Source organism: Salegentibacter maritimus (genome assembly GCF_016236975.1).
GTDB classification, from domain to species: Bacteria; Bacteroidota; Bacteroidia; order Flavobacteriales; family Flavobacteriaceae; genus Salegentibacter; species Salegentibacter maritimus.
In genome coordinates this window covers 62,009-84,632 of record NZ_JAEHNY010000006.1, presented here as the reverse complement: position 1 = coordinate 84,632, position 22,624 = coordinate 62,009, and the positions used below count along the sequence as shown (strand labels likewise).

General features: G+C 37.1%; 24 protein-coding genes. 3 read left to right on the top strand and 21 right to left on the bottom strand.

Annotated features, from left to right (window positions below; genetic code table 11):
• Nucleotides 1-228 precede the first annotated feature (228 nt).
• From I6U50_RS07965 to I6U50_RS07900, 14 genes are all read right to left on the bottom strand, one after another.
• Complete coding sequence (locus I6U50_RS07965; RefSeq protein WP_198629254.1) at nt 229-363, bottom strand: 30S ribosomal protein THX; 135 nt, start codon at nt 361-363, stop codon at nt 229-231.
• Between the two features lie 4 nt (nt 364-367).
• The gene (locus tag I6U50_RS07960; protein WP_193711021.1) at nt 368-511 is read right to left on the bottom strand and encodes a hypothetical protein; all 144 of its coding nucleotides are present in this window, start codon (nt 509-511) and stop codon (nt 368-370) included.
• A 77-nt stretch (nt 512-588) separates the two neighbouring features.
• The gene (gene trpA, locus I6U50_RS07955) at nt 589-1,356 is read right to left on the bottom strand and encodes a tryptophan synthase subunit alpha (RefSeq protein WP_198638451.1); all 768 of its coding nucleotides are present in this window, start codon (nt 1,354-1,356) and stop codon (nt 589-591) included.
• Between the two features lie 280 nt (nt 1,357-1,636).
• Nucleotides 1,637-2,818, bottom strand: coding sequence for a tryptophan synthase subunit beta (gene trpB / locus I6U50_RS07950; protein WP_193711019.1), 1,182 nt, complete (start codon nt 2,816-2,818; stop codon nt 1,637-1,639).
• Between the two features lie 278 nt (nt 2,819-3,096).
• The gene (locus I6U50_RS07945; protein ID WP_232804731.1) at nt 3,097-3,744 is read right to left on the bottom strand and encodes a phosphoribosylanthranilate isomerase; all 648 of its coding nucleotides are present in this window, start codon (nt 3,742-3,744) and stop codon (nt 3,097-3,099) included.
• A gap of 81 nt (nt 3,745-3,825) precedes the next feature.
• Complete coding sequence (trpC, locus tag I6U50_RS07940; RefSeq protein ID WP_198629257.1) at nt 3,826-4,614, bottom strand: indole-3-glycerol phosphate synthase TrpC; 789 nt, start codon at nt 4,612-4,614, stop codon at nt 3,826-3,828.
• Between the two features lie 143 nt (nt 4,615-4,757).
• Nucleotides 4,758-5,750: an anthranilate phosphoribosyltransferase gene (gene trpD, locus I6U50_RS07935; RefSeq protein WP_198638450.1), complete on the bottom strand. Its 993-nt coding sequence runs from the start codon at nt 5,748-5,750 to the stop codon at nt 4,758-4,760.
• A gap of 125 nt (nt 5,751-5,875) precedes the next feature.
• Nucleotides 5,876-6,442, bottom strand: coding sequence for an anthranilate synthase component II (locus I6U50_RS07930; RefSeq protein ID WP_198629259.1), 567 nt, complete (start codon nt 6,440-6,442; stop codon nt 5,876-5,878).
• 143 nt (nt 6,443-6,585) lie between these two features.
• Nucleotides 6,586-7,980, bottom strand: coding sequence for an anthranilate synthase component I family protein (locus I6U50_RS07925; protein ID WP_198638449.1), 1,395 nt, complete (start codon nt 7,978-7,980; stop codon nt 6,586-6,588).
• 62 nt (nt 7,981-8,042) lie between these two features.
• Complete coding sequence (locus tag I6U50_RS07920) at nt 8,043-8,339, bottom strand: GIY-YIG nuclease family protein (RefSeq protein WP_198629261.1); 297 nt, start codon at nt 8,337-8,339, stop codon at nt 8,043-8,045.
• 276 nt (nt 8,340-8,615) lie between these two features.
• Nucleotides 8,616-9,116, bottom strand: coding sequence for a YceI family protein (locus I6U50_RS07915; protein ID WP_193711014.1), 501 nt, complete (start codon nt 9,114-9,116; stop codon nt 8,616-8,618).
• A 43-nt stretch (nt 9,117-9,159) separates the two neighbouring features.
• The gene (locus I6U50_RS07910) at nt 9,160-9,738 is read right to left on the bottom strand and encodes a YceI family protein (RefSeq protein ID WP_198629262.1); all 579 of its coding nucleotides are present in this window, start codon (nt 9,736-9,738) and stop codon (nt 9,160-9,162) included.
• Between the two features lie 35 nt (nt 9,739-9,773).
• Entirely contained in the window at nt 9,774-10,406 is a 633-nt protein-coding gene (locus I6U50_RS07905; protein WP_198638448.1) for an NAD(P)H-dependent oxidoreductase, read from the bottom strand.
• The gene (locus I6U50_RS07900; protein WP_198638447.1) at nt 10,406-10,855 is read right to left on the bottom strand and encodes a MarR family winged helix-turn-helix transcriptional regulator; all 450 of its coding nucleotides are present in this window, start codon (nt 10,853-10,855) and stop codon (nt 10,406-10,408) included. The genes I6U50_RS07905 and I6U50_RS07900 overlap by 1 nt, the downstream gene beginning before the upstream one ends.
• Nucleotides 10,856-11,047: 192 nt before the next feature.
• Here I6U50_RS07900 and I6U50_RS07895 point away from each other — a divergent pair, with 192 nt between their 5' ends.
• Both I6U50_RS07895 and I6U50_RS07890 read left to right on the top strand, forming a co-directional pair.
• Nucleotides 11,048-11,362, top strand: a complete 315-nt coding sequence (locus tag I6U50_RS07895) for a rhodanese-like domain-containing protein (RefSeq protein ID WP_198629265.1) — start codon at nt 11,048-11,050, stop codon at nt 11,360-11,362.
• 194 nt (nt 11,363-11,556) lie between these two features.
• Nucleotides 11,557-12,807 (top strand): S8 family peptidase, encoded by a 1,251-nt coding sequence (locus I6U50_RS07890; RefSeq protein WP_198638446.1) that lies wholly within the window; start codon nt 11,557-11,559, stop codon nt 12,805-12,807.
• A gap of 185 nt (nt 12,808-12,992) precedes the next feature.
• On the opposite strand, the gene I6U50_RS07885 is transcribed toward I6U50_RS07890, so the two are convergent.
• From I6U50_RS07885 to I6U50_RS07870, 4 genes are all read right to left on the bottom strand, one after another.
• Nucleotides 12,993-14,204, bottom strand: a complete 1,212-nt coding sequence (locus I6U50_RS07885; RefSeq protein ID WP_198638445.1) for a hypothetical protein — start codon at nt 14,202-14,204, stop codon at nt 12,993-12,995.
• A gap of 129 nt (nt 14,205-14,333) precedes the next feature.
• Nucleotides 14,334-16,337, bottom strand: a complete 2,004-nt coding sequence (gene uvrB / locus I6U50_RS07880; RefSeq protein ID WP_232805900.1) for an excinuclease ABC subunit UvrB — start codon at nt 16,335-16,337, stop codon at nt 14,334-14,336.
• Nucleotides 16,338-16,538: 201 nt separating this feature from the next.
• Nucleotides 16,539-17,375, bottom strand: coding sequence for an ABC transporter permease (locus tag I6U50_RS07875; RefSeq protein WP_198629268.1), 837 nt, complete (start codon nt 17,373-17,375; stop codon nt 16,539-16,541).
• Entirely contained in the window at nt 17,375-18,280 is a 906-nt protein-coding gene (locus tag I6U50_RS07870) for an ABC transporter ATP-binding protein (RefSeq protein ID WP_198638444.1), read from the bottom strand. Before I6U50_RS07870 ends, I6U50_RS07875 begins: the two co-directional genes overlap by 1 nt.
• 94 nt (nt 18,281-18,374) lie before the next feature.
• Here I6U50_RS07870 and I6U50_RS07865 point away from each other — a divergent pair, with 94 nt between their 5' ends.
• Complete coding sequence (locus tag I6U50_RS07865) at nt 18,375-19,445, top strand: hypothetical protein (protein WP_193711005.1); 1,071 nt, start codon at nt 18,375-18,377, stop codon at nt 19,443-19,445.
• Between the two features lie 251 nt (nt 19,446-19,696).
• On the opposite strand, the gene I6U50_RS07860 is transcribed toward I6U50_RS07865, so the two are convergent.
• From I6U50_RS07860 to I6U50_RS07850, 3 genes are all read right to left on the bottom strand, one after another.
• Entirely contained in the window at nt 19,697-20,755 is a 1,059-nt protein-coding gene (locus I6U50_RS07860) for a nucleoid-associated protein (protein ID WP_193711245.1), read from the bottom strand.
• Nucleotides 20,756-21,045: 290 nt separating this feature from the next.
• Entirely contained in the window at nt 21,046-21,555 is a 510-nt protein-coding gene (locus I6U50_RS07855) for an IS1096 element passenger TnpR family protein (RefSeq protein ID WP_193711004.1), read from the bottom strand.
• Nucleotides 21,556-21,579: 24 nt separating this feature from the next.
• Nucleotides 21,580-22,605 (bottom strand): COX15/CtaA family protein, encoded by a 1,026-nt coding sequence (locus I6U50_RS07850; RefSeq protein ID WP_198638443.1) that lies wholly within the window; start codon nt 22,603-22,605, stop codon nt 21,580-21,582.
• Between the last annotated feature and the right edge of the window lie 19 nt (nt 22,606-22,624).

Here is a 22,624-nt window from a genome sequence, read left to right as displayed (position 1 = left end):
TTGAATTCGGTTCACGTAAGCTGCGTCATTCTGAACTTGTTTCAGCATCTAATATGATCTAAATTCACCAACCTATACTCTCGATTTCAAAACAAATTAGACCCCGAAATAAATTCGGAGTGACGAATAAATAAACATAATATAAAAGAAAGGTAAATAAAAAGAAAGAAACCCTGAACTAAAAGTTACACTCTTAATTCAGGGTTTCCAGACGTAGTCAACTTACAACTACTGTAATTCTTTCTTTTCCTGTTCGGCCATTGTGGTTGGTTTTACCTTAAATTTTTTACGTTTAGGGCGTAACCTTCCGTGCGTGCCTATTGCAATTTTTCCTCGTTTGGTTTTTTTATCTCCTCGTCCCATAAATTTATTTTTTGTTTTGTTGGTCTTTTATGGTTTTTTCGTCAAAATCTACCTCGTTGGTCTGCTTATCCGTTTTTCCAGTTGGGTTGGTTGGATTTGTCTGATCTTTTTTCCTTTTTCTCTTGCTATCTTCAATTGGTCCTCCCATAATCTTTCATTTTTAGATTCACCTCTAATTTACGAATTGAGGCTCTAAAAATCTGCTAAGACCTTGTTAGAATTAGGTTAAACCGGGCGAATACTTTTAATAAAATCGGCAATATTAGCTTTTCCGTGAGCGTTGAGGTGTTTTATAAATGCGGAGCCAATAATGGCACCTTTGGCAAACTCGGTAGCCTGATTAAAGCTTTCTTCGTCACTAATTCCAAAACCTACAATTTGTGGGTTTTGCAATTTCATTGCCGAGATTCTTTTAAAATAATCCCTGGTTTCTCTGCTAAAGCCCGAGGTAGAACCGGTAACACTTGCGGTACTTACCATATAAATAAATCCGTTGGAAACCGAATCTATAAACCTTATACGCTCTTCTGAAGTTTGCGGGGTAATCAGGAATATATTCTGAAGTCCGTTTTCTTCAAAAATTTGTTTATACTCCTCATTGTAAACATCAACAGGAAGATCAGGGATTATAAGTCCGTCTATTCCGGTTTCGGCACATTTTTTACAAAATTTTTCAACGCCATATTGCAGAATAGGATTAAAATAGCCCATAATTACCAGGGGAATTTCTACTGAATCTCTAACTCCTTCCAGTTGTTCAAAAAGTTTATTGGTAGTCATGCCATTTTGTAAGGCTTTTGTAGAACTTTCCTGAATAGTAGGTCCATCGGCCAGGGGGTCGCTAAACGGTAAGCCGATTTCAATAAAATCTACCCCGTTTTTTTCTAAATCCTGAATAATGGAAACCGTGTCTTCATGCTCGGGGTAACCGGCGGTAAAATAGATGGAAAGCATCTTATGTGCTTCCTGAAGTTTTTTATTTATTCTATTCATTTTCATAATCTTATATATCGCCATTCTGAATTCATTTCAGAATTTAACTTGTTTTCAATTTTTTTCGCCACGAATGCACTAATATGTTCTTTCCCATTGTAATGGCAGCGCACAAGGCAATCTGTTTTTTTACGTCATTCTGAATTTATTTCAGAATCTAACTATTTAAGATTTTGCAATAATCGAAAAATTAGAAACTGAAATAAGTTCAGGTTGACGGTAACTCATATTTTGTTTTAAAACTTTCATTATAATTCCCCGTTTGGGAATAGAGAGCTTTCTACAAGTCAAAATAATCAATATACGTACTCAAATCTTTATCCCCACGGCCCGAAAGATTAATCACTACAACATCGTCTTCTTTAAATTTACGATCTTCAAAAATTGCCAGGGCGTGAGATGTTTCAATAGCCGGAATAATCCCTTCCAGTTTGGCCAATTCCCGGCCGGCATCCATCGCTGCCTTATCGGTTATCGAAATAAATTCTCCGCGGCCACTTCTAAATAAATGGGCATGCATAGGGCCCACACCGGGATAATCGAGTCCGGCAGAAATAGAATAGGGTTCGGTTATTTGACCATCTTCGGTTTGCATCAATAGCGTTTTACTGCCGTGAATAATACCTTCTTTTCCCAAAGCCGAAGTTGCGGCACTTTCGCCACTTTGTATGCCTTTTCCAGCAGCTTCAACCGCAATAATCCCAACATCGGGATTATCCAGGTAATGAAAATAGGCTCCGGCAGCGTTACTTCCGCCACCTACGCAGGCCACCACATAATCTGGGTTTTCGCGATTTTCTTTTTCTTTTAGCTGAACTTTTATTTCTTCAGAAATCACTGCCTGGAATCTTGCTACCATATCGGGATAGGGGTGGGGGCCAACCACAGAACCAATAATATAATGCGTGTCTAAAGGGTTATTGATCCAGTCCCTTATCGCTTCGTTGGTAGCATCTTTTAGGGTTCGGCTTCCCGATTTTGCCGGAACAATTTTAGCACCCAGCATTTTCATTCTGGCTACATTGGGAGCCTGGCGTTCAATATCAATTTCGCCCATATAAACAACGCATTCAATGCCCATAAGTGCACAAACAGTAGCAGTAGCCACACCGTGTTGCCCGGCACCGGTCTCAGCAATTATTCGGTTTTTTCCAAGGCGTTTTGCCATTAAAATCTGGCCTACCGTATTATTTACCTTGTGGGCACCTGTATGGCAAAGGTCTTCGCGTTTCAAATAGATTTTTGTCCCGTATTTTTTACTGAAGCGCTCTGCATAATACAAAGGCGTTGGTCTCCCTACATAATCCCGAAGCAAATCTTTAAATTCTTTCTGAAAAGATTCTTCTTTCATAATATCCAGGTACTGCGAACGCAATTCCTCTACATTTGGATAGAGCATTTCTGGAATAAAAGCTCCTCCAAAATCGCCGTAATATCCTTTTTCGTTAGCCTGATAGCTCATTTTAATTTTTTTATTTGTGTGCCGCAAGTGCACTTATTTTTATAATGTTTGCAATATCCTGAACCTGGAACCTGAAACAAGTTCAGGTTGACGGTCAATTTTTAATTTTTCTTACGAGGGCAGCGCCCTTAGAAGTTTTTAATATTTTCTTTCGTCATCCTGAACCTGCCTGTTCGTTCAGACGGGTTTATTTTAGAGCCTGACCCGATTCTTTATCGGGGATCTAAGTTATTTTAATTCAAATCCAAACTGATAAACCAAAACAGATAACCGACAACTCAAAACTGTTTTCTAAATTCTTTCAGTTTTTCGGCATTTTTTAAACCTGCTTTTTCTTCAAATTTACTATTTACATCTATGGCATACAGCAAATTTTCCTTTCCATTCTCTTTAAAATATGCTTGTAGTTCACTAATAGCTTCCACCTCTTCCGGGCCAATACCACCACTTAAAAAAAAGGATTTTTTTGAAGGATATTCTTTTAAAACCTCCCAATTAAAGGTAATTCCGTTGCCGCCTTTATTCTTTCCTTTGGTGTCAAATAGAAAATAATCAACCACAGTTTCGTAAGCTTCTAAAAGCCCAAAATCAAAATCGTCTTTTACCGAAAACACCTTTATAATCTCTACCTCGGTTTCAACTAACAGGGTTTTTAATTCGGCACAGAAAGTATCGCTTTCCTCACCGTGAAGCTGAATGGCATTTAAATCGTGCTCCTTTATTTTTTGCAGGATAATATTGATGTCTTCATTAACAAAAACCCCTGTTCTTTTTATTTCCCGGGATATTTCGGGGATGCTGTCCTCGAAATACCTAGGTGTTTTTTTATAAAAAATAAACCCCATGTAATCAGGTTGAAGTTTCGCAACTTCACTGATGTTTTCGGGATGCTTCATCCCACAAATTTTCAGTTTTAAGTTCTTCATTTTATTAGGTTTTAACCACCTCCCCCTGCGGGTACTCCTCCTTAAAAGGAGAAAACCAGACTTTAGAGATAGCCAACTACTTTATTCTTTGGTCAATTTTCTCACAAACTCAGCGGCAGCTTTGCCTGGGTTTTCTGTTTTCATAAAATTTTCACCTATTAAAAAGCCTTTATACCCATATTCTTTCAAATCTTTTATCGACTCAACCGAGCTGATCCCGCTTTCTGAAACTTTTACAAAATCTTCGGGAATTTTTGCTGCAAGCTGCTTGCTTGTATCTATATTTACTTCAAAAGTCTTTAAATTCCGGTTATTTACCCCCAGCATATCTATACTTGGCATAATAGATTTTTGTAACTCTTCTTCGTCGTGAACTTCAAGTAAAACATCTAAACCAATGCTTTTTGCAAATTCTGAAAGCAATTTTATCTGTTCGCGGTCCAGTACTGCGGCAATTAATAAAATAACATCGGCGCCGTGTGCTTTTGCTTCTAATAATTGATATTCATCAATTATAAACTCTTTTCGCAATAGTGGCATTTGTACCGATGCGCGTGCATAGAGCAAATCGTCTAAAGAACCGCCAAAATATTTGCCATCTGTTAATACCGACATTCCTGAAATTCCTGCATTCTCATAGCCTGTGGCAACATCCTGCACATTTAGATTTTGGTTAATTACCGACTTTGATGGGGAGCGCCTTTTATGTTCGGCAATAATACCGGTATTACTGCTTCGTAATTTTTCGGCTAGAGAAATTGTTTCTTTATTGAAAAGCGCCGATTGTTCCAATTGTGAAACGGGCACTACCAGTTTTTTTAAGACTAATTCTTTATGCTTGTCGGCTATTATTTTATCTAAAATGTTCATTTTTTTCAAATAATTTTATTTCTATACACTTATTTAAAACGTCATCCTAATTTGTTTCAGGATCTAATTATCAAAACACCTTAGAAGCTGAAATAAGTTCAGCTTGACGATGATAAGACTTAATTTTTCTTAAGGCTAACTTCTTATTCACTCAATTCTTGCAATTTCTGCAATGCTTTTAAAGCTTTCCCGGAATTTATTGATTCCCGCGCAGTTTCAAAACCTTCTTTGACACTAATTTGTTTTGCAGTGGCGATGGCCATCCCGGCGTTGGCACAAACTACATTTTCTTGTGCCCTGGTGCCCTTTCCTTTTAATATATTTACAAAAATTTCTGCGGAACTTTCTATAGAACCACCTCCGGCAATTTCTTCTTGTTTTAAGCCTTCTACTCCAAAATCTTCGGGGCTTAACATGGCTTCAGTATTATTAGAAATGGTTTTGGTATTTCCGGTAAGCGAAATTTCATCATACCCGTCTAAAGCGTGTAAAATAGTAAAATTCTTATCGGTGTTTTGATATAGATACCCATACATTCTGGCAAGTTCGAGGTTAAAAACCCCAACTAATTGATTTTTGGGAAAAGCAGGGTTTACCATAGGCCCCAACATATTAAAAAAAGTTTTTACCGCTAAAGATTTTCTGATGGGGGCCACATTTTTCATAGCCGGGTGGAATAGGGGAGCGTGCAATACACAAATACCTGCTTCTGCAATACATTTTTCAAGGAAACCGGCATCATTACTAAATTTTATCCCCAGACTTTCCATAACATTAGAACTTCCGCTCACCGAAGAAACCCCATAGTTACCATGCTTTGCCACATGTATTCCGGCACCGGCTGTAACAAAGGAGGCCGTTGTGGAAATATTAAATGTATTTTTACCATCACCCCCGGTTCCACAAAGATCTATAGGATGGTAGGCGCTTAAATCTATAGCCACACAAAGTTCTAAAAGCGCATCTCTGAAACCCTCCAGCTCTTCTATGGTAATGCTACGCATCATATACACGGTTAAAAATGCGGCTATTTGGCTTTCGTTGTATTCTCCATTAGAGATGCTAAAAAGTGCTTGCTTGGCTTCATCTTTAGAGATGGTTTCGTGGTTAATAAGCCTGTTTAATAATTCTTTCATATTTAATTTTGTCATTCCCATAAAGATGGGAACCTGTTTAATAAGTCTTGGTCACTCCTACGAATGTAGCAGTCTTTTAATACAATTGTTTTGCTTTTAGAGATTTCCGTCTGCGCGGAAATGACCTAAGCCTTAACCCAATTTTCAATCATTTTTTTACCATCTGGGGTCAATACCGATTCTGGATGAAACTGAACCCCACGAACATCGAATTCACGATGACGCAGCGACATAATTTGGCCATTTTCGTCGTAGGAAGTAGCTTCCAAAGCATCGGGCAGTTCTTTTAAAACCACCCAGGAATGATAGCGCCCCACCTTCATGGTTTTGGGCAAACCTTTAAATAGCGGTTCATCGTCAACACAAAGATTCATAGTAGTGGCAATACCGTGGTAAACCGATTCTAAATTCCCTAACTCTCCTCCAAAAACTTCCCCTATAGCCTGCTGGCCAAGGCAAACGCCAAGAATACTTTTTGATGAAGCATATTTTTCTATAATAGGTTTCAATAAACCGGCTTCACTGGGAATTCCCGGCCCCGGAGAAAGTAAAACCTTATCATATTTTTCTACTTCTTCCAGCTCCAGCTGGTCGTTTCTTATAACCGTGACCTCACAATTCATTTCTTCTAAATAATGCACAAGATTGTACACAAAAGAATCGTAATTGTCTATAACTAATATTTTTTTCATTCTACCTGGTGTGAAATTCTGTTTTTAAATACTCAAAGTCGCGTCAATCTAAACTCGTTTCAGATTCTAATATGTTAGATCTCCGAATAAATTTGGGAGCTAGCTCCCAAATTTATTCAGGATGACGTATTGTTTTTATTTTTTTAGATATCTTCAGCAATATCCAATGCTTTGGTCAATGCGCCCAATTTATTGTAAACCTCCTGTAATTCGTTTTCTTCAACAGATTCAGAGACTACTCCGGCACCGGCCTGGTAATGCAATTGATGATCTTTACTAACAAAAGATCGAATTATAATCGCATGGTTAAAATTTCCGTGGAAATCCATAAACCCGATTGCACCTCCATAGGCATCACGATTTACATTTTCATATTTTTCTATAAGCTTCATGGCGCTGTGTTTGGGTGCACCACTTAAGGTTCCCGCCGGAAAAGTATCGGCCACTACCTGCATGGTAGGGGTTTTAACATCTTTGGTGCCGGTAACTTTGCTAACTAAGTGAATTACGTGTGAGAAAAACTGAATTTCCCGGTATTTTTCCACTTTTACATTATTTCCGTGCCTACTAAGATCATTTCTGGCCAAATCTACCAACATTACGTGTTCGGCGTTTTCTTTTTCATCTGCGGCTAGTTTTTTGGCTAATTCAGCGTCTTCTTCATCATTTCCGGTACGTTTAAAGGTGCCGGCTATAGGGTGTATTTCTGCCCGGCCATCCTGAACTACCAATTGTGCTTCAGGAGAACTTCCAAAGATTTTAAAATTTCCGTAGTCAAAATAGAAAAGATAGGGGGAAGGGTTCACACTTCGTAAAGCCCTGTAAACATTGAATTCGTCTCCTTTAAATTTTTGGGAGAACCTTCTGGAAAGTACAATTTGAAAAACATCGCCACGATAGCAGTGTTTTTTTCCGAGTCTTACGTTTGCTTTAAACTCTTCATCGGTAAGGTTAGAAATTGCTTTTTCCTGACGTTCAAAATTATAAGTTGCAAAGTTTTTTACCTTAATAAGTTGCGCTATTTCGTCAATTCTGGAGTCATTGTTATAGCGGTGATCAAAAATATAGGCTTCGTTATTAAAATGATTAATGGCTATAATGTTTTGGTATACCGCATAATAAATATCAGGCAGTTGAAGGTCGCCATTGCGCTTTTTGATTTCAAGATCTTCAAAATAGCGCACTCCATCGTAAGCGATATAGCCAAAAAGCCCATTGTTTATAAATTTAAAATCTGAATCTTCGGTATTAAACTGTTTTGAGAACTCCTGGATTTGCCGGGGAACGTTTACTTCAGGAGTGATTTCTGTAGTCTTTTTACTTCCGTCAGGAAAAACTTCGGTAATTACTTCATTTTGAATTTTAATAGAAGCGATAGGGTTACAGCATATATACGAAAAACTATTATCGTTGGCGTGATAGTCACTACTTTCCAGAAGAAGGCTATTGGGATATTTATCCCGTACTTTTAAATAAATACTCACCGGCGTAATGGTATCGGCAAGGAGTTTTTTATGGCTTGTGGTCAATTTAAACATATATTGTTTTTTTTTATCACTCCGGCAAAGGCGGGAGTCTATTTAGTATATTTTTGTTTGAGTTATTTAAATCTTATAGTCAAATCTTCCCAATCGGGGTTGAAATCGTTTATCAGGTTTATTTTCCAGAGTCGATTCCATTTTTTAAGTTGTTTTTCCCTTTTAATCGCCAACGACGGATATTCGAATTTTTCATAATATACTAGTTTATCAAGTCGGTACCTGCTGCTAAAACTTTTTAGGTTTCGATTTCTATGTTGATATAATCTTTGTTTCAAGTTTCCTGTAATTCCAATATATAGTGTTCCATTTTTACGATTTGTAATGATGTAAACGTGATATTGGTAATCATTTGTCATTTTGATCTTTTTAGAGATTTCCGACTTCTCGGAAATGACGAAAAATTAAATAAAAAAAGGCTTGTCGTGAGACAAGCCTTTTGTATGATTTTATACTATAGCAATGTTACTTCACGACGTTTTGACGTAAATTGTTCCACCACCAAGTATTTGCTATTCTGTTTTTCATTGCTTCAAAGATAGAAAGCCTATTTTAATAACCAAACGAAATTTTAAAAAAGAAAAGCCGAAAAAGTAAATTTAACTTTTTCGGCCCTATTTCTATATTTTAAAAAATTAGAATTTCAATTCAATATTTAAATCGAAATTGTCGTAGATAGTTTGGTCTCCCAATCCGCTGAAGAAACTACCAGAATTGTATTTCACGTTATATTTAGAACGATCTATTGTTAATTTTGTAGTTGCGGTATTATCGTTGTAATCTAAATCGAATGTTATGGGATGGGTAGTGTCTTTAATAGTAAGATCTCCAACTACGCCATAGGTGCCATTATCTTTTTTGGCTACACTCGTAATTACCAGGCTGGAGGTTGGATGATTTTCTACTCCAAAAAAATCATCTGAATTTAAATGGCCTTCCAACCCTTCTTTATCTTTTCCTTTTAGATCTGTAACTGTAATGCTAGACATATCCATTACAAATTCACCACCTACAATCTCATCGTTCTCAAAACGGAGTTTTCCATCTTTTAGGTCTATGGTTCCAGAGTGTGAACCCAAAACTTTCTTTCCTGTCCAGGCAATATTACTGGCCTGCGTATTTATTGACTTTTCCATAATTTATTTTTCTTTTTTATAGCAATTTTCTTCCCGATCCTGTTTAGAATTTTAGGTCTACGTCCAGTTCAAAGTTGTCATAGATGGTTTTATCACCAAGATTATCAAAGAAACTTCCCGAACCGTAACGAACATCGTATTTAGACCTGTCTATGGTTAATTCGGTAGAGGCCGAATTTTTGTCCATATCTAAATCGAATGTAATTGTATTTGTTTTTTCTTTAATTGTAAGATCGGCAACTACACCATAAGTATCGTTGCTTTTCTTTGCAACACTGGTGATTACCAATTTTGAACTAGGATAAGTACTTACTCCAAAAAAATCATCAGATTTTAAATGGCCTTCTAACTTTCCTTTGTTTTCGCCTTCAAGGTCGGTTACATTAATTGTGGTCATATCCATAACAAATTCTCCACCTTTAAGCTCACCATTTTCCATAGTGAAATACCCATTTTTTAATTGAATAGTGCCCTCGTGAGAACCGGTTACTTTTTCTCCTTCCCACTCAATTTTACTATCTTTTATTTCAATTTTCTTTTCCTGTGCGTTTACGCCGGTAAAAGATAGCATCGATACGATAACGGTGGCTGCGAAAGCGCCTTTAAATAGATTCTTTTTCATAAGAATTTTTAATTTTAATTAATTTTAGATTTGATTTATATTAAATGGAATAATTCGTTTTCTTGTTTTCTCACTTTTTTGGCGTGTTGCATTTGGTCTTCATCGCTTCTATAACCGGCAGTAGCTATTACAGCGGTAGTTAAGTTAGTTCCCGATATTCCCAGGACTTCATCAACCTTCCCGGCGTCAAAACCTTCCATAGGGCAGGTATCAACTTTTAGGTGGGCAGCAGCCGAGAGTAAATTTCCCAGGGCAATATATGCTTGTTTTTGTGCCCATATTTTTTGCTGCTCTTCGGGTTTATCAACAATATTTGAGGTGAGCATATCTTTTAATCCGCTTAAATCCTGAACTTTAATTTCCCTGATTTTACTAATATTTTCCAGGTAAGAATCAATATAGTTTTCGTTTAGTTTTTTTAGCCCTGCGAAAATAAAAACGTGCGAAGCATCGGTAAGTTGCGACTGATTCCAGGCAGCTTCTTTAAGTTTTTCTTTTGTCTCTTTATCTGTCACCACAAATACTTCGTATGGTTGTAACCCGTAGGAGGATGCAGAAAGTTGAATACTTTTTTGTAAATATTCTACCTGCTCTTCACTTAAAGATTTTTCGGGATTAAATTTTTTGGTGGCATATCGCCAATTTAATTTTTCATTATAATTCTCCATTATTTTCTTATTTCGTTTAAACAATTTGTCACGTACTCTATGTCTTCTTCAGTCAAGTTCCTGGTCATTTCAGCTTCTACCGCATCTACTGCCGGATCTGTTTTCTCTAAAAGTTGTAGTCCTTCTTTAGTAATAGTAATTTCTACCTTTCGCCTGTTAGATTCGCAAATAACTCTTTCGGCCAAACCTTTAGAGATTAGTTTGTCTACCAATCGGGTAGTGTTGCTCATTTTGCTAACCATACGCTCCTGAATAGTACTTAAGTTGGCCGGCTTGCCTTTTTGCCCACGTAAAATTCTCAAGACGTTAAACTGAGGAATGGAAATATCAAAAGGCTTAAGGGCTTCAGCCACTCTATCATCTATATAGCTAGCAGTCACTAATATTCCCAGGCTTAGTTTTCTGGCTAAAGGTAGATTACTGGTTTTTAATTGATCTTCAAGTTTCATTTGTTCTAACAACATTTGTATGTACAAATATAAAGTGCTTTTGTCATTTTAATCAAAAAAAAATGTTAATTTTTAATAACTATATCCCTGCCTCTTGAAGTCTTTAATTTTTAAAACTTTCAATATCTTTACGGGAAATAAAAAGGAAGATATTAACAAGTTCCCCTTTGGGAATTGAAAAACCAGGAATTTATGAAAGAGCTTAGTCAGGAAGAATGGGCATCACAATTGAAAAAAGATGACAACGCTGTAATTTTAGATGTAAGAACTGAAGAAGAAGTAGAAGACGGGTATATTCCAACCGCAAAGAACCTTGATATTTATAAAGGTCAGGAATTTGTAAATGAAATCGAAAAGCTGGATAAAGATAAAAATTACTATATCTATTGTCGTTCGGGAAAACGAAGTGCCCAGGCCTGCACTATTCTAGATCAAATGGGATTTAAAAATACTTATAACCTGGAAGGTGGTTTTATGGAGTGGGAAGGCGAAAAGGCTGAAGACTAAACACCGGTTAGTTTAGAAATTATAAAGCAGCATTTGACATTGTAAGTGCTGCTTTTTTTATTGTTTATCTTTTGATCATATAGTTATTTATTTTGTTAAATTTATAATTTAATCGGATGAAAATTTGGTTTTTATCGATAAAGTGATAGATTTGGTTGATCTATTAACCTTTTTTTAACCAAATATTTAAATTTATGATTTTAAACAAATTCAAACCACTCGCGGTAACTGCTTTAGTTGCCACATTTTTATTTTCCTGTTCACAAGATGAACAAAACGATCAGCAAATTGATGAAGAATTGGTGGCCCCCACTTCATCAAATATTATTGAAAGCCAATATATAGTTGTTTTTAATAAAGAGGTAACGGGAGATGCTACTTCTAAGTATCCCGAAAGTTATACCAAAGCTCAGGAGGCTGTGGCTAATACTACCAAAAAGCTATTATCGGAAGTGAATATTGCCGATGCAGAACTTCTTGCAGTTTACAGTAAAACCATTAATGGTGTGGCACTTAAATTAAGTAATGAAGAGGTAGAATCATTACGTAAGAAAAAAGAGATTGCTTTTATCGAGGAAGATAGAATAGTACAATTTGCACCACCTTGTGGAACTCCAAATGGTGGTCCTTGTGACGGTGATCCCGGAGATGGAGATGGCGGTGATGGCTCCTCAAGCCAGGTGACTCCCTACGGGATAGCTCGTGTAAATGGGGTTGCTTCTTATACGGGCTCTAATGTAGCCTGGGTAATCGACTCAGGAATTGATACCGATCATCCAGATTTAAATGTTGATGCTTCAAGAGGCTTTAATGCATTTACATCGGGAAGAGATGGTAAGTCTACAGACGATGGGAATGGCCACGGAACGCACGTAGCAGGAACCATTGCCGCTTTAAATAATGATATTGGGGTTATTGGAGTGGCTCCCGGAGCTACCGTAATTCCTGTAAAGGTATTAGACAGCCGTGGTAGCGGTTCTTATTCAGGGGTAATTGCCGGGGTAGATCACGTAGCCGCATACGGGAGTGCAGGTGATGTAGCAAATATGAGCCTTGGAGGGCCAACCTCCGCTGCTTTAGATAATGCAGTTCTTTCTGCATCTAAAAAAGGAATTATTTTCGCACTTGCCGCCGGAAATGAAAGTTCTGATGCTAACACAAGTTCACCGGCAAGAGTAAATGGAGCCAATATCTATACTATTTCTGCAATGGATTCTAATGATAATTGGGCTTCTTTTTCTAACTACGGAAATCCTCCGGTAGATTATGCTGCCCCGGGAGTTGCTATTAATTCTACCTGGAAAGGTGGTGGTTACAACTCAATTAGTGGTACCTCTATGGCTTCCCCTCACGCTGCAGGAGTTTTACTTCTAGGAAATGCATCTACCGATGGAAATGTGAATGGAGATCCAGATGGTAATGCCGATCCGATTATTGTTCACTAAAAAACAATAAATTTAATTGATATAGAAAAAAGCTGTCTGAAAAGGTTTTAAAACCGTCATCTTGAATTTATTTCAAAGCCTGCCCCGATTCTTTATCAGGGATCTAACGTGTTGGTAATTAAAAACATGTTAGAAGCTGAAACAAGTTCAGCTTGACGAGAATAGACTTTTCAGACAGCCTCTTTCTATTTTCTAATTAGTATCCAGCGAGTACCTATACTTAGCATCTTTAAAATTTCCCCTTTTGCGATGCTGGTAATACTGGTATTGTTTTGAATATCGTCCAGGGTATCTCCGTTTAAAAAATTTAGAGAGGTATTGCTGCTGCCCATAGCTATTAAAACCAATTCGCGACCTCTACAACCGGAAGCATCCGGAATGGTAATAGAAGACGGGCTATTAGTAATTCTCAGGTAGTAAACTTCATCACCAATATTATAATTTCCACTATGAGTTCCCGTACTCACATAATTTCGGGTATGATTGTATTGCCAATCTACATTCCCCGAATTATCTGAAACTAAAATTTGATTTTCTTCTCCCCGTAATTCTGGTAAAATATATTCCTGGGCTTTGGTTCTACCTATCCCCACCGGACCTTCAAAATAACCCGCAAACACCCTTGAACTTGAGTTTCCCAGGGCACGGGCATAAATTCCATAGATATTGCCCCTGCCGGAAGATTCGCCAATTTCTGTGAAAATCCCATAATTAGAACTGTTAGCACCTTCTGTACGACCTACCGAATTATAAATTCCATAAATTCCCGAACCGCTAGCCCCCTGTGAAGTAGTGTTATAAATGCCATATCTAACCCCATCACCATCTCCCGTAACGTGATTTTTTATACCGTATTTTATAGCATCTGTTTTACTTCTATTAAGTACTTCTATCCCATAGGTGTTTTTTGTTTTGCCGGGATTATTATTATTTATTTCCAGGCCTTTTTTAATATCTTTTGAATCCCCCGGATTTATGGCAATTTGAAGTTTGCTCTCAATTGTTTCGGTACCAATACCTATGTTTCCATTTCTGAATAGGTCATCATTTATATTTCCGGGACTTTCTACGGTACCAGGTTCATAAAAATCAGCCATTTTTGCATCTGAAACTATAGACTTCCATTGCGATTCCGGGTGGTGCCAGTAATAAAAACCGGTAGGCGAGGTGTTAAAATCGGCACTTAAAAAGATAAGCATGCCGTGTTGTTCACTTCCGGGATTTTGTGCCGGGAATTTTTTTACCCTGGGAATAAGGATGCCATCTATTTTTGTGGGATTATTTATATCAGAAGCAATAATATCTAATTGTGCTTCGGGACTGGTCGTGCCAATACCCACCTGGGAATATGCGGCTATTGAGATAAGCAGAAAGCAATAAAGTATAAAGTTTTTCATCCTACTAAAAAATACCTGTTACGGAATCCTATTTCTTTAGTCAGGAGTGTTTTGGAATTCTAAATATAGTTTTTGAAAACTTTTCTTCTATAGTTCTTGCAATAATAAGGGATTTCCCCGGCCTTAGCCTTATGCTTCTTTTACTTTATTTTGTAGCATTTTTATTTCATCACGATGTTTCGCCGCAGCCATAAAGTCAAGTTCTTTTGCTGCTTTTTCCATGGCTTTTCTTTTCTCCCGAATTCTTTTTTCCAGTTCGGATTTGCTCATATAGGCAATTTCTTCTTCGGCAGCTTTTGTAGTTAGCGGTTTTTCGGCATCATATACATCTAATTTCTCCTTGATCAAGGTACTGCTCTCAAGTTTTTTAACCAGTGGGGTAGGGTTAATATTATTCTCTTTGTTATAATTTATTTGTTTGGTTCTTCTATATTCGGTTTGGTCAATAGTTTTTTGCATACTATCGGTAATCTTATCGGCATATAAAATGGCTTTCCCTTCTACGTGACGAGCCGCACGGCCAATGGTTTGAGTAAGCGAGCGGTTACTTCTTAGAAAACCTTCTTTGTCGGCATCAATAACAGCTACCAGCGAGACTTCAGGGAGGTCGAGTCCTTCTCTTAAAAGGTTTACTCCAATAAGTACATCAAACAATCCACGGCGTAGATCCTGCATTATCTCTACACGTTCCAAAGTGTCTACATCTGAATGGATATAACGACATCTAATATTAATACGCGTAAGGTATTTTGCCAATTCTTCGGCCATTCTTTTGGTTAATGTGGTGACCAGCGTTCTTTGATCTTTTTCAATTCGTGTTTGAATTTCTTCAATAAGATCGTCTATCTGATTTAAGCTCGGTCTCACCTCAACAACCGGGTCCAGAAGTCCGGTTGGTCTAATAACCTGCTCCACATAAATCCCTTCGGTTTTTTGTAATTCGTAATCTGCCGGGGTGGCACTTACATAAATCACCTGGTTTTGCAAGGCCTCAAACTCTTCAAATTTAAGCGGCCTGTTGTCCATTGCGGCAGGAAGCCTAAATCCGTATTCTACGAGGGTTTCTTTTCGGGACCTATCACCGCCGTACATAGCATGTACTTGCGGAATGGTTACGTGACTTTCGTCAACCACCATTAAATAATCATCTGGAAAATAATCCAGCAGGCAGAAAGGCCTTGTACCGGGTTGTCTTCCATCCAAATAGCGAGAATAGTTTTCAATTCCCGAGCAATAGCCCAATTCTCGAATCATTTCAAGGTCAAAATTGGTTCTTTCGTCCAGGCGTTTTGCTTCTAAATGTTTACCAATATCCCTAAAATAGTCTACCTGCTTTACAAGATCGTCCTGAATATGATGAATAGCATTTTGCATTACATCAGGCGAGGTAACAAACATATTGGCGGGATAAATATTCAGGCGTTCATATTTTTCAATAATATCATTTGTCCCGGGATCAAAAGCTTCAATTTCTTCAATTTCATCTCCAAAAAAATGAATTCTGAAAGCATTATCGGCGTAGCTTGGAAAAACATCTACGGTATCTCCTTTTATTCTAAAGTTTCCGTGGGTGAATTCTGCTTCAGTACGGGAATAAAGTCCCTGAACCAATTGGTGTAGGAATTTGGTTCTGGAAATTTCCATATCCTGTTCAATAGTAACTACATTTTTTCTAAATTCTACCGGATTACCAATACCGTATAAACAAGAAACAGATGCCACCACAATTACATCACGTCTTCCACTTAAGAGGGAAGAAGTAGTACTAAGTCTTAATTTTTCAATCTCCTCATTAATGGAGAGGTCCTTTTCAATATATGTTCCTGAAGTAGGAATAAAAGCTTCGGGTTGATAATAATCATAATAGCTTACAAAATACTCTACCGCATTATTCGGAAAAAACTGTTTGAATTCTGAGTAGAGTTGTGCGGCAAGGGTTTTGTTATGGGCCAGGACCAGGGTAGGCTTTTGTACCTCCTGAATAACATTGGCAACAGAAAAAGTTTTTCCCGAGCCTGTTACCCCCAGTAAAGTTTGGTACTGGTCGTTATTATCTATTCCGTTTACCAGCTGCTCAATGGCTTTAGGCTGGTCTCCGGTAGGCTTGTAATCCGATTCTAACTTAAATTTCATTTTTATTACCCGATATTCAGGATTGAAATGCCTGGAAGCATGTCCCGAAATTCATTTTTTTTTTCTAATTAATACCTCGTGAGTTCATAGCAAGGAAGTACTAAACTAATCAATAATCCTGCCTATTCAAACTCATATGCAATTTGTCAGGTTTTTGAGGTAAAAGATTTAAAATCAGAAGTATGATGTGTTTTTTATGGTTTACAAGTCTCTCTTTTTAAGTAGTTTATAAGATAAAAACACAAAAATAGCCGTCCATAGTAGCACAATAAGCAGTTGATCCCAGTGAATACCGTAATCCTTATCAATTTCAGAGCCTATTTGTGATGCTGCGGTTTGTACGGCCGATAGTCTTGAAAAAGGTTCTTTAATTAAATTGCTCATGGACTCCAGCGGGAAAAACCTTGCAATAGTATCGGCAACTTCAGAGGCTCTAAAGACTTTCCATTTTAAAACTCCGTAAACAATGCTTTCCAAAATCCACCAGATAAAGAGAAAGCCCAATGCAAATGCCGAACGTTTTATGAGAATTCCCAAAAACATACAAAAAGCAAAAAAACCGGTAAGTTTTACAAAATAGGCGATTATATATTCCATATCAGAAAAGATGATGGAAACCTCGGTAAAGTCTGAAAATGACAGTCCTAAAATAAGTGACACAATAAATAGAAAGATAGTAGAAACCAAAGAAAATACCATCACGGTTAGAAACTTAGAGGCGATAAATTCTTTTTTACTAAGTCCGTCTATTAAATTTTGTTTTAGGGTCCTATTGGTATATTCATTAGACATCATGGAGACAATAACAATTGCCAGAAACAGCTTGAGTAAGGCGGCTACGTAGGAGTTAAAATGCCAGATATAGGGGAAATTAAAAATTCCCTGGTCTGCAACCCGAAAATTAATAGCCCCTAAATTGAATTCTATTGATGCTATTAGCGCAATGAATGTTATTAAAATAAAATAGGTTAAAACCAGTATTTTTGCCGATCGGCTATAGCGTAATTTATGGTATTCTATCTCTAAAAGTCGTAACATTATATAGAGGGGGTTTGATTGGTTAATTCCAGGAATTGTTCTTCCAGGCTTTCTTTGCGTTTTACCAGGTAGGATAATGCAAGTCCTTTTTCAAATAAATATGCATTTATAGTTTCGGCATCCATAGGTTCTTTTAGAATGGCGGTAACCATATTTTCTTTTTCCGATACATTTTCTATTCCCGGGTGTGCTATAAGTAATTCCTGTAATAACTGCATATTTTTAGCTTGCAATTCAAAGAATCCATGGCTGGCATTTATAGCATCTACTGGGCCGCTATAAAGTTTTTTTCCATTTCTTATAATCACCACGTGGGAGCAAACCTTCTCTACTTCATCCAGTAAGTGGGAAGCAAGTAAGATGGTAGTACCTCCTGCGGCAATTTTTCTAATAATTTCCCTAATTTGGTGAATTCCTTGCGGATCGAGCCCATTGGTAGGCTCATCTAAAATAAGGATTTCAGGGTCGTTGAGTAGGGCAGAAGCTATAGCGAGACGCTGCTTCATACCCAGGGAAAATGTTCTAAATTTACTGTCTTTCCTATCCAGCAAGTTTACAATCTCCAGTTTTTCTTCAATTTTATCTTTGGGGACATCCTTAATTTTACATACCAAAGCCAGGTTTTGTGTGGCTGTCATATAAGGATAGAAATTAGGATGCTCAATAATGGCACCTACTTTTTTTAAAGCTTCGTGGGTTTTCATATTGCCGCCAAACCAGGCAAATTCCCCAGAGGTTTTATTTACCACATTCAGCACCATACCGAGTGTAGTAGATTTTCCACTTCCGTTAGGGCCTAAAATTCCGTATACGTTACCTTTTTTTATGGTAAAAGACAGGTTGTCTACCGCGGTTAATGCGCCATATTTTTTAGTAAGCTTTTTGAGACTTAAAATTGTTTCCAAAATTGAAGAAAAGTTTAAAGTATGACGACGAAGTTAGGCAATTGTTACAGATTTCTCTTTAGAAAGCTTATTTTTGATAAAAAGCTGATATAATATGGAAGAAAAGCTGATGTCTAAGAAAAAACCATCATTTGCTGTAAATGAACGGTTAAATCGATATCTGGCCAAATATAACCGAAATACTAAAATCCCTGTTTTTTATGATGACTTGCTGCGTTTTTCCGGCTCGGTTGTAGTGTACGATCAGCATGATGAAGATACTTTTTGGGTACGCTGTTATTATCCCGATTTTGAGCGGGAAGAAATAGATAATAGTTTAAAGCAGGTGTATACCATTATGCATTCTGATGGTAGTGATGATTCGCTGGAATTTTTAACCGTAGATGCTATAGATTATTGCACTTTTGGCAACTCGAAACCCTTTCGCATTAAGGTGAGAAACATTCTAAATGATAGTTTTACTTATTTCTATGTAAAAAAAGCTGATGCCTCCCGAATTTATGGGCTGGAGTTTGAGCATTTGCTATCCCCACACCGAATAAATTTTTTAGTCTATAAAGACACGTTAATTGAAGAACATATTGCGGGTATTCCCGGAGATGTTTTTATAGAAGATCATTTGCCTTTGTGCGATAACCGGGCACAAACCCAAATCGCCAAACAATTTGTAAAATTCAATGAGCGATGTACGGTAAGGTTACTGGGAGATATGCGCTCGTATAATTATGTGGTAATTCCTACGCACGATTTTGATCATGTAGAATATCAAATAAGGGCCATAGATTTCGATCAGCAGTGTTTTGAAGGAAACCTAAAAGTGTATAGGCCACAATTCTTTAAAGAAAACCTGAAAATGGTGCAGTTGGTACAGGAAAAACTTCAGGAATCTTCAATTGAACAATACCGAAAAGAAGAACGTTCCCTGCTTGCCAAAAGAATAATAAATACCCGTCCGCGCTATAAAGAGTTGTTGCGTTGTATGATAAACGATCATGTTTCTACCCAGGCCAACGTAAAAAGCTTAAGAAAAGACCTGTATAAATATACTAACGATATGAAGTTTAAACGTGCCAGTACCATGGGGCAAATTCTTAGAACAGCATTAGATTTTGTACGTCGTAATTACGAAGACGTAAATATGAAACGTTTGCTGGAAAGTTCGTGAAAGAAAAATAGGATATGTAAAAACTTTTCTTAAAATCGTCATCCTGAATTTATTTCAGAGCCTGCCCCGATTTTTTATCGGGGATCTAAAATGTCGATAATCAGAACAGGTTAGAAGCTGAAACAAGTTCAGCTTGACGATAGCTATACTTTTCATTCAACTTCTTTAACGTAAAAACAGTAGAAAAAAAGCCACGAATCCACTATTAATTTTTGTGGATTCGTGGCTACAATCTTTTTTAAAAAGATGTTTTAGTTTTTTTCTTCTTTATTAAAATAAACCAGGTAATAATACATCTGTTTTTCTTCGTCCCAGCCTTTTTCAACAAATTTATCGGCCGACTCGGCATTTACAAAATCCATTTTAATCTGGATGTTTGTATCAAGGTTTATAACACTTTTAATTTTCTTGCGGGCATCTGTTACCGCTTTGTTGGCTATAGGGAAATTGGTAAGATCTTCAATCTTATATTTAGGAGCCTTTTCGGTTTTGTAATGTTGAAATTCAGGTACTAAATCTGGATTATCTATAACTGAATTTAAGAAGTTACTTTCTTCAAAATCGTCATTTTTAGCGAAGTAATCCATACTTCGGTTCATAAACATGACTTCTTCTTTTTTGTCTTCAGCAGGTAAAACCACGTCTTTGGCAAAGTTCTTACAGAAGTTTAAGTAACTTTTGGTGTTGTAATTTTCATCGCGCATTACATCTACTCCTAAAAAGTTTTCCAGCCAGTATTTGGTGTCATATTTATTAGAGTCTACCGAAAGGATTTTATAACCTTCAGCACGGTTTTTATTGAAAATTAGCGCACCTTTATCTAACTTATTTAAGTTGATTCCCTGTTTAACAATCATTTCCAGGATACTGCCATTTTCTTCAAACTGAAGAAAATCATGTTTTAACTCAGATTTAAAAATGCCAATTCCTGAAACTTTCTCATTATCAATTTGTAGGTTCTCAAAATAGACTACATAAACTTCTCCACTTTTAATATGCGGATGGGCAGATTGCTCAAATAATAGTGTTGTAATTTTCTTAGAAGCTTCGTGTATGTTGTCTGGATTATCAAAAACAGCATTGGCTAAATTATAAAGTTCGTTGAACTCAAGATCTGTATCGTGAGAAAATTGGAAATAATTTTCTTCCTTTTCTCTAAAAGGTTTTAGGAAATACTCCTTAATTAGTGGAGTGATCTCATCATTTAATTGATAAGGAGCAGACGAAAGAAAAATATTTTCATTTCGGCTTTTATTGCCAACTCTATGAATAGACAGCGATTCAATTTGCGCATTAAAAAGATTAATCATTCGGTATATAATTTTTTCAATTCCGTTTCGAATATACGAGATAAACCAAAGCGGAAATTTTATTTGTTGTTTAATGGCACTGCCAAAGGGTGTAATACCCGGAGACTTGCCTCGAAATTAAAAATTTGTTTCCATCGAATGCCTCGTGGGCTTGCCCAAGGGTAATAAGACCTTTAACTACTATCAAGTTTGAAATCTGAATACCCACGACGCTTGGAGACCGGTACAGTAAACAGTCAAGTTACGCTTATTTAAGGTCCAGAAGCGGGTTCGGGATAATTCCTCCGAAATCAGTTCCAGTTTTCATCAAACGAAAGGTCGTCGTAATCGTTGGTATTAAAACCCTGGTCAAAAATATCACCAGAACCGCCATCGCCATCATCCTCGCCTACAAAATCTTTATCTGGTGCATTGTCTGGAATTTGCCCGTGTACAAACATAAGGTTGGGGTAATCTCTTCCATCTTCAATTTCGCCAATCTGTGCCAATTCTATTAAAAAGGTCCACATTTTTAGAAAGTCGTACACATAGATTATGTTTCTATTATCTTCATCTAAAATAGATTCCAGGCTGGTTTCGTTCATCAATCTAACTTCACCACCCATATCAAACTGCGAAAATTCTTCGCCTTGTTCCCATTTTTCGTCACTTAAGTAGAATGAGGCCATCTCGGTACCATCAAAACCAAACGACTGTAGAATGGTGTTATGAAGATCTTCCAGGGTGTTGTCTTTTAGTATTTCTATATCTCTAAATACATCTTCCTCTGCATCAAGAATTACTCTAAATCGGTAAACCATAATTTCAAATTTTAGGGGGCAAAGTTACGAAGTTTTCAACTTTCTGCCGGCGGTAAAGCTTTCCAATAATAAATAAAATTGGAATCCAAATAAAGCCGAGGCGATTACTAAATGTAGCGATTGGGTTGTAAAAGGAAAATCGAAATTATACATGGCAATTCCCGTTATAATTTCGAGGGCTATTAGCCATAGTACCCAGTTTATTTTTCCAAAATTAAGTTGAAGTTTACGGTTTTTCCACCAAAGTACAAGGTTTACCAGTATTACAAGAATGGAGAAACTTCGGTGAATGTAAAATGTTATATCAGGATTTGCCAGCCACATTTCCCTGGCATCATAACCAAATGCTTTTATTTGTTCATCTACAATTTGCCTTACTTGAGTTCCTAAAACCACTTGAATTAAGGTAAGTGCAAGAGCCAAAATCATTAAGTTTTTAAAGGTTTTATTAGGTCTTTTAGATTGTTGTTGTTTTCCTGAAATATAGAGTAAATAAAGTAAAACCGCTACAATTACCAGGGCCATAACCATGTGTATGGTGATTCTAACCGGAGATAGAACCGAATAAACAACGGTGGCACCCAGCCACGCCTGGAATCCCATAAGAAATACACTAAGCCAGGAGAGCAAAGTGATTTTTTTGTTGCTTTTCCATTTTCTGAAAGAAAGTATAGCCATAATAAGCACGGCAAAACCAGCCAAAGCACCTGCCAACCTGTTGATATATTCTACCCAGGTATGTACGGGGTTAAAAATGGCATAATCGTGTTTGGTATAGGTGCTCCAATTTTCTTCGTTATAAACTTCTTTTGATGTGAAGTCCTCTGCAGCTACTTTTAAAGTTTCGTCAACAATAATTACCTGGCCTTTTTCATATTCCCTATTAGCCTGAAATTCCAATTCTGAGACTTCTGTTGGGGGAATGTAATAGCCGAAACATTTTGGCCAATCTGGGCAGCCCATTCCAGAGCCTGTCATTCTAACAACTGCACCGGCAACTATAACCAGGTATACGAGTATGAGGGAAATTTTAACTGATTTTCTATACATTTTTTTAAACTTTATTGGC

What these genes read in the sequence shown, in the direction of transcription:
- I6U50_RS07905 (WP_198638448.1), bottom strand. Translation starts at nt 10,406, where the DNA reads ATGGAGAATTATAATGAAAAATTAAATTGGCGATATGCCACCAAAAAA.
- trpB (WP_193711019.1), bottom strand. Translation starts at nt 2,818, where the DNA reads ATGAGCTATCAGGCTAACGAAAAAGGATATTACGGCGATTTTGGAGGA.
- I6U50_RS07930 (WP_198629259.1), bottom strand. Translation starts at nt 6,442, where the DNA reads ATGAAAAAAATATTAGTTATAGACAATTACGATTCTTTTGTGTACAAT.
- uvrB (WP_232805900.1), bottom strand. Translation starts at nt 16,337, where the DNA reads ATGAAATTTAAGTTAGAATCGGATTACAAGCCTACCGGAGACCAGCCT.
- trpA (WP_198638451.1), bottom strand. Translation starts at nt 1,356, where the DNA reads ATGAATAGAATAAATAAAAAACTTCAGGAAGCACATAAGATGCTTTCC.
- I6U50_RS07885 (WP_198638445.1), bottom strand. Translation starts at nt 14,204, where the DNA reads ATGAAAAACTTTATACTTTATTGCTTTCTGCTTATCTCAATAGCCGCA.
- I6U50_RS07855 (WP_193711004.1), bottom strand. Translation starts at nt 21,555, where the DNA reads ATGGTTTACCGATTTAGAGTAATTCTTGATGCAGAGGAAGATGTATTT.
- I6U50_RS07920 (WP_198629261.1), bottom strand. Translation starts at nt 8,339, where the DNA reads ATGACAAATGATTACCAATATCACGTTTACATCATTACAAATCGTAAA.
- I6U50_RS07875 (WP_198629268.1), bottom strand. Translation starts at nt 17,375, where the DNA reads ATGTTACGACTTTTAGAGATAGAATACCATAAATTACGCTATAGCCGA.
- I6U50_RS07850 (WP_198638443.1), bottom strand. Translation starts at nt 22,605, where the DNA reads ATGTATAGAAAATCAGTTAAAATTTCCCTCATACTCGTATACCTGGTT.
- I6U50_RS07915 (WP_193711014.1), bottom strand. Translation starts at nt 9,116, where the DNA reads ATGGAAAAGTCAATAAATACGCAGGCCAGTAATATTGCCTGGACAGGA.
- I6U50_RS07895 (WP_198629265.1), top strand. Translation starts at nt 11,048, where the DNA reads ATGAAAGAGCTTAGTCAGGAAGAATGGGCATCACAATTGAAAAAAGAT.
- I6U50_RS07865 (WP_193711005.1), top strand. Translation starts at nt 18,375, where the DNA reads ATGGAAGAAAAGCTGATGTCTAAGAAAAAACCATCATTTGCTGTAAAT.
- I6U50_RS07960 (WP_193711021.1), bottom strand. Translation starts at nt 511, where the DNA reads ATGGGAGGACCAATTGAAGATAGCAAGAGAAAAAGGAAAAAAGATCAG.
- I6U50_RS07925 (WP_198638449.1), bottom strand. Translation starts at nt 7,980, where the DNA reads ATGTTTAAATTGACCACAAGCCATAAAAAACTCCTTGCCGATACCATT.
- I6U50_RS07900 (WP_198638447.1), bottom strand. Translation starts at nt 10,855, where the DNA reads ATGAAACTTGAAGATCAATTAAAAACCAGTAATCTACCTTTAGCCAGA.
- I6U50_RS07910 (WP_198629262.1), bottom strand. Translation starts at nt 9,738, where the DNA reads ATGAAAAAGAATCTATTTAAAGGCGCTTTCGCAGCCACCGTTATCGTA.
- I6U50_RS07945 (WP_232804731.1), bottom strand. Translation starts at nt 3,744, where the DNA reads ATGAAGAACTTAAAACTGAAAATTTGTGGGATGAAGCATCCCGAAAAC.
- I6U50_RS07965 (WP_198629254.1), bottom strand. Translation starts at nt 363, where the DNA reads ATGGGACGAGGAGATAAAAAAACCAAACGAGGAAAAATTGCAATAGGC.
- I6U50_RS07890 (WP_198638446.1), top strand. Translation starts at nt 11,557, where the DNA reads ATGATTTTAAACAAATTCAAACCACTCGCGGTAACTGCTTTAGTTGCC.
- trpD (WP_198638450.1), bottom strand. Translation starts at nt 5,750, where the DNA reads ATGAAAGAATTATTAAACAGGCTTATTAACCACGAAACCATCTCTAAA.
- I6U50_RS07860 (WP_193711245.1), bottom strand. Translation starts at nt 20,755, where the DNA reads ATGATTAATCTTTTTAATGCGCAAATTGAATCGCTGTCTATTCATAGA.
- trpC (WP_198629257.1), bottom strand. Translation starts at nt 4,614, where the DNA reads ATGAACATTTTAGATAAAATAATAGCCGACAAGCATAAAGAATTAGTC.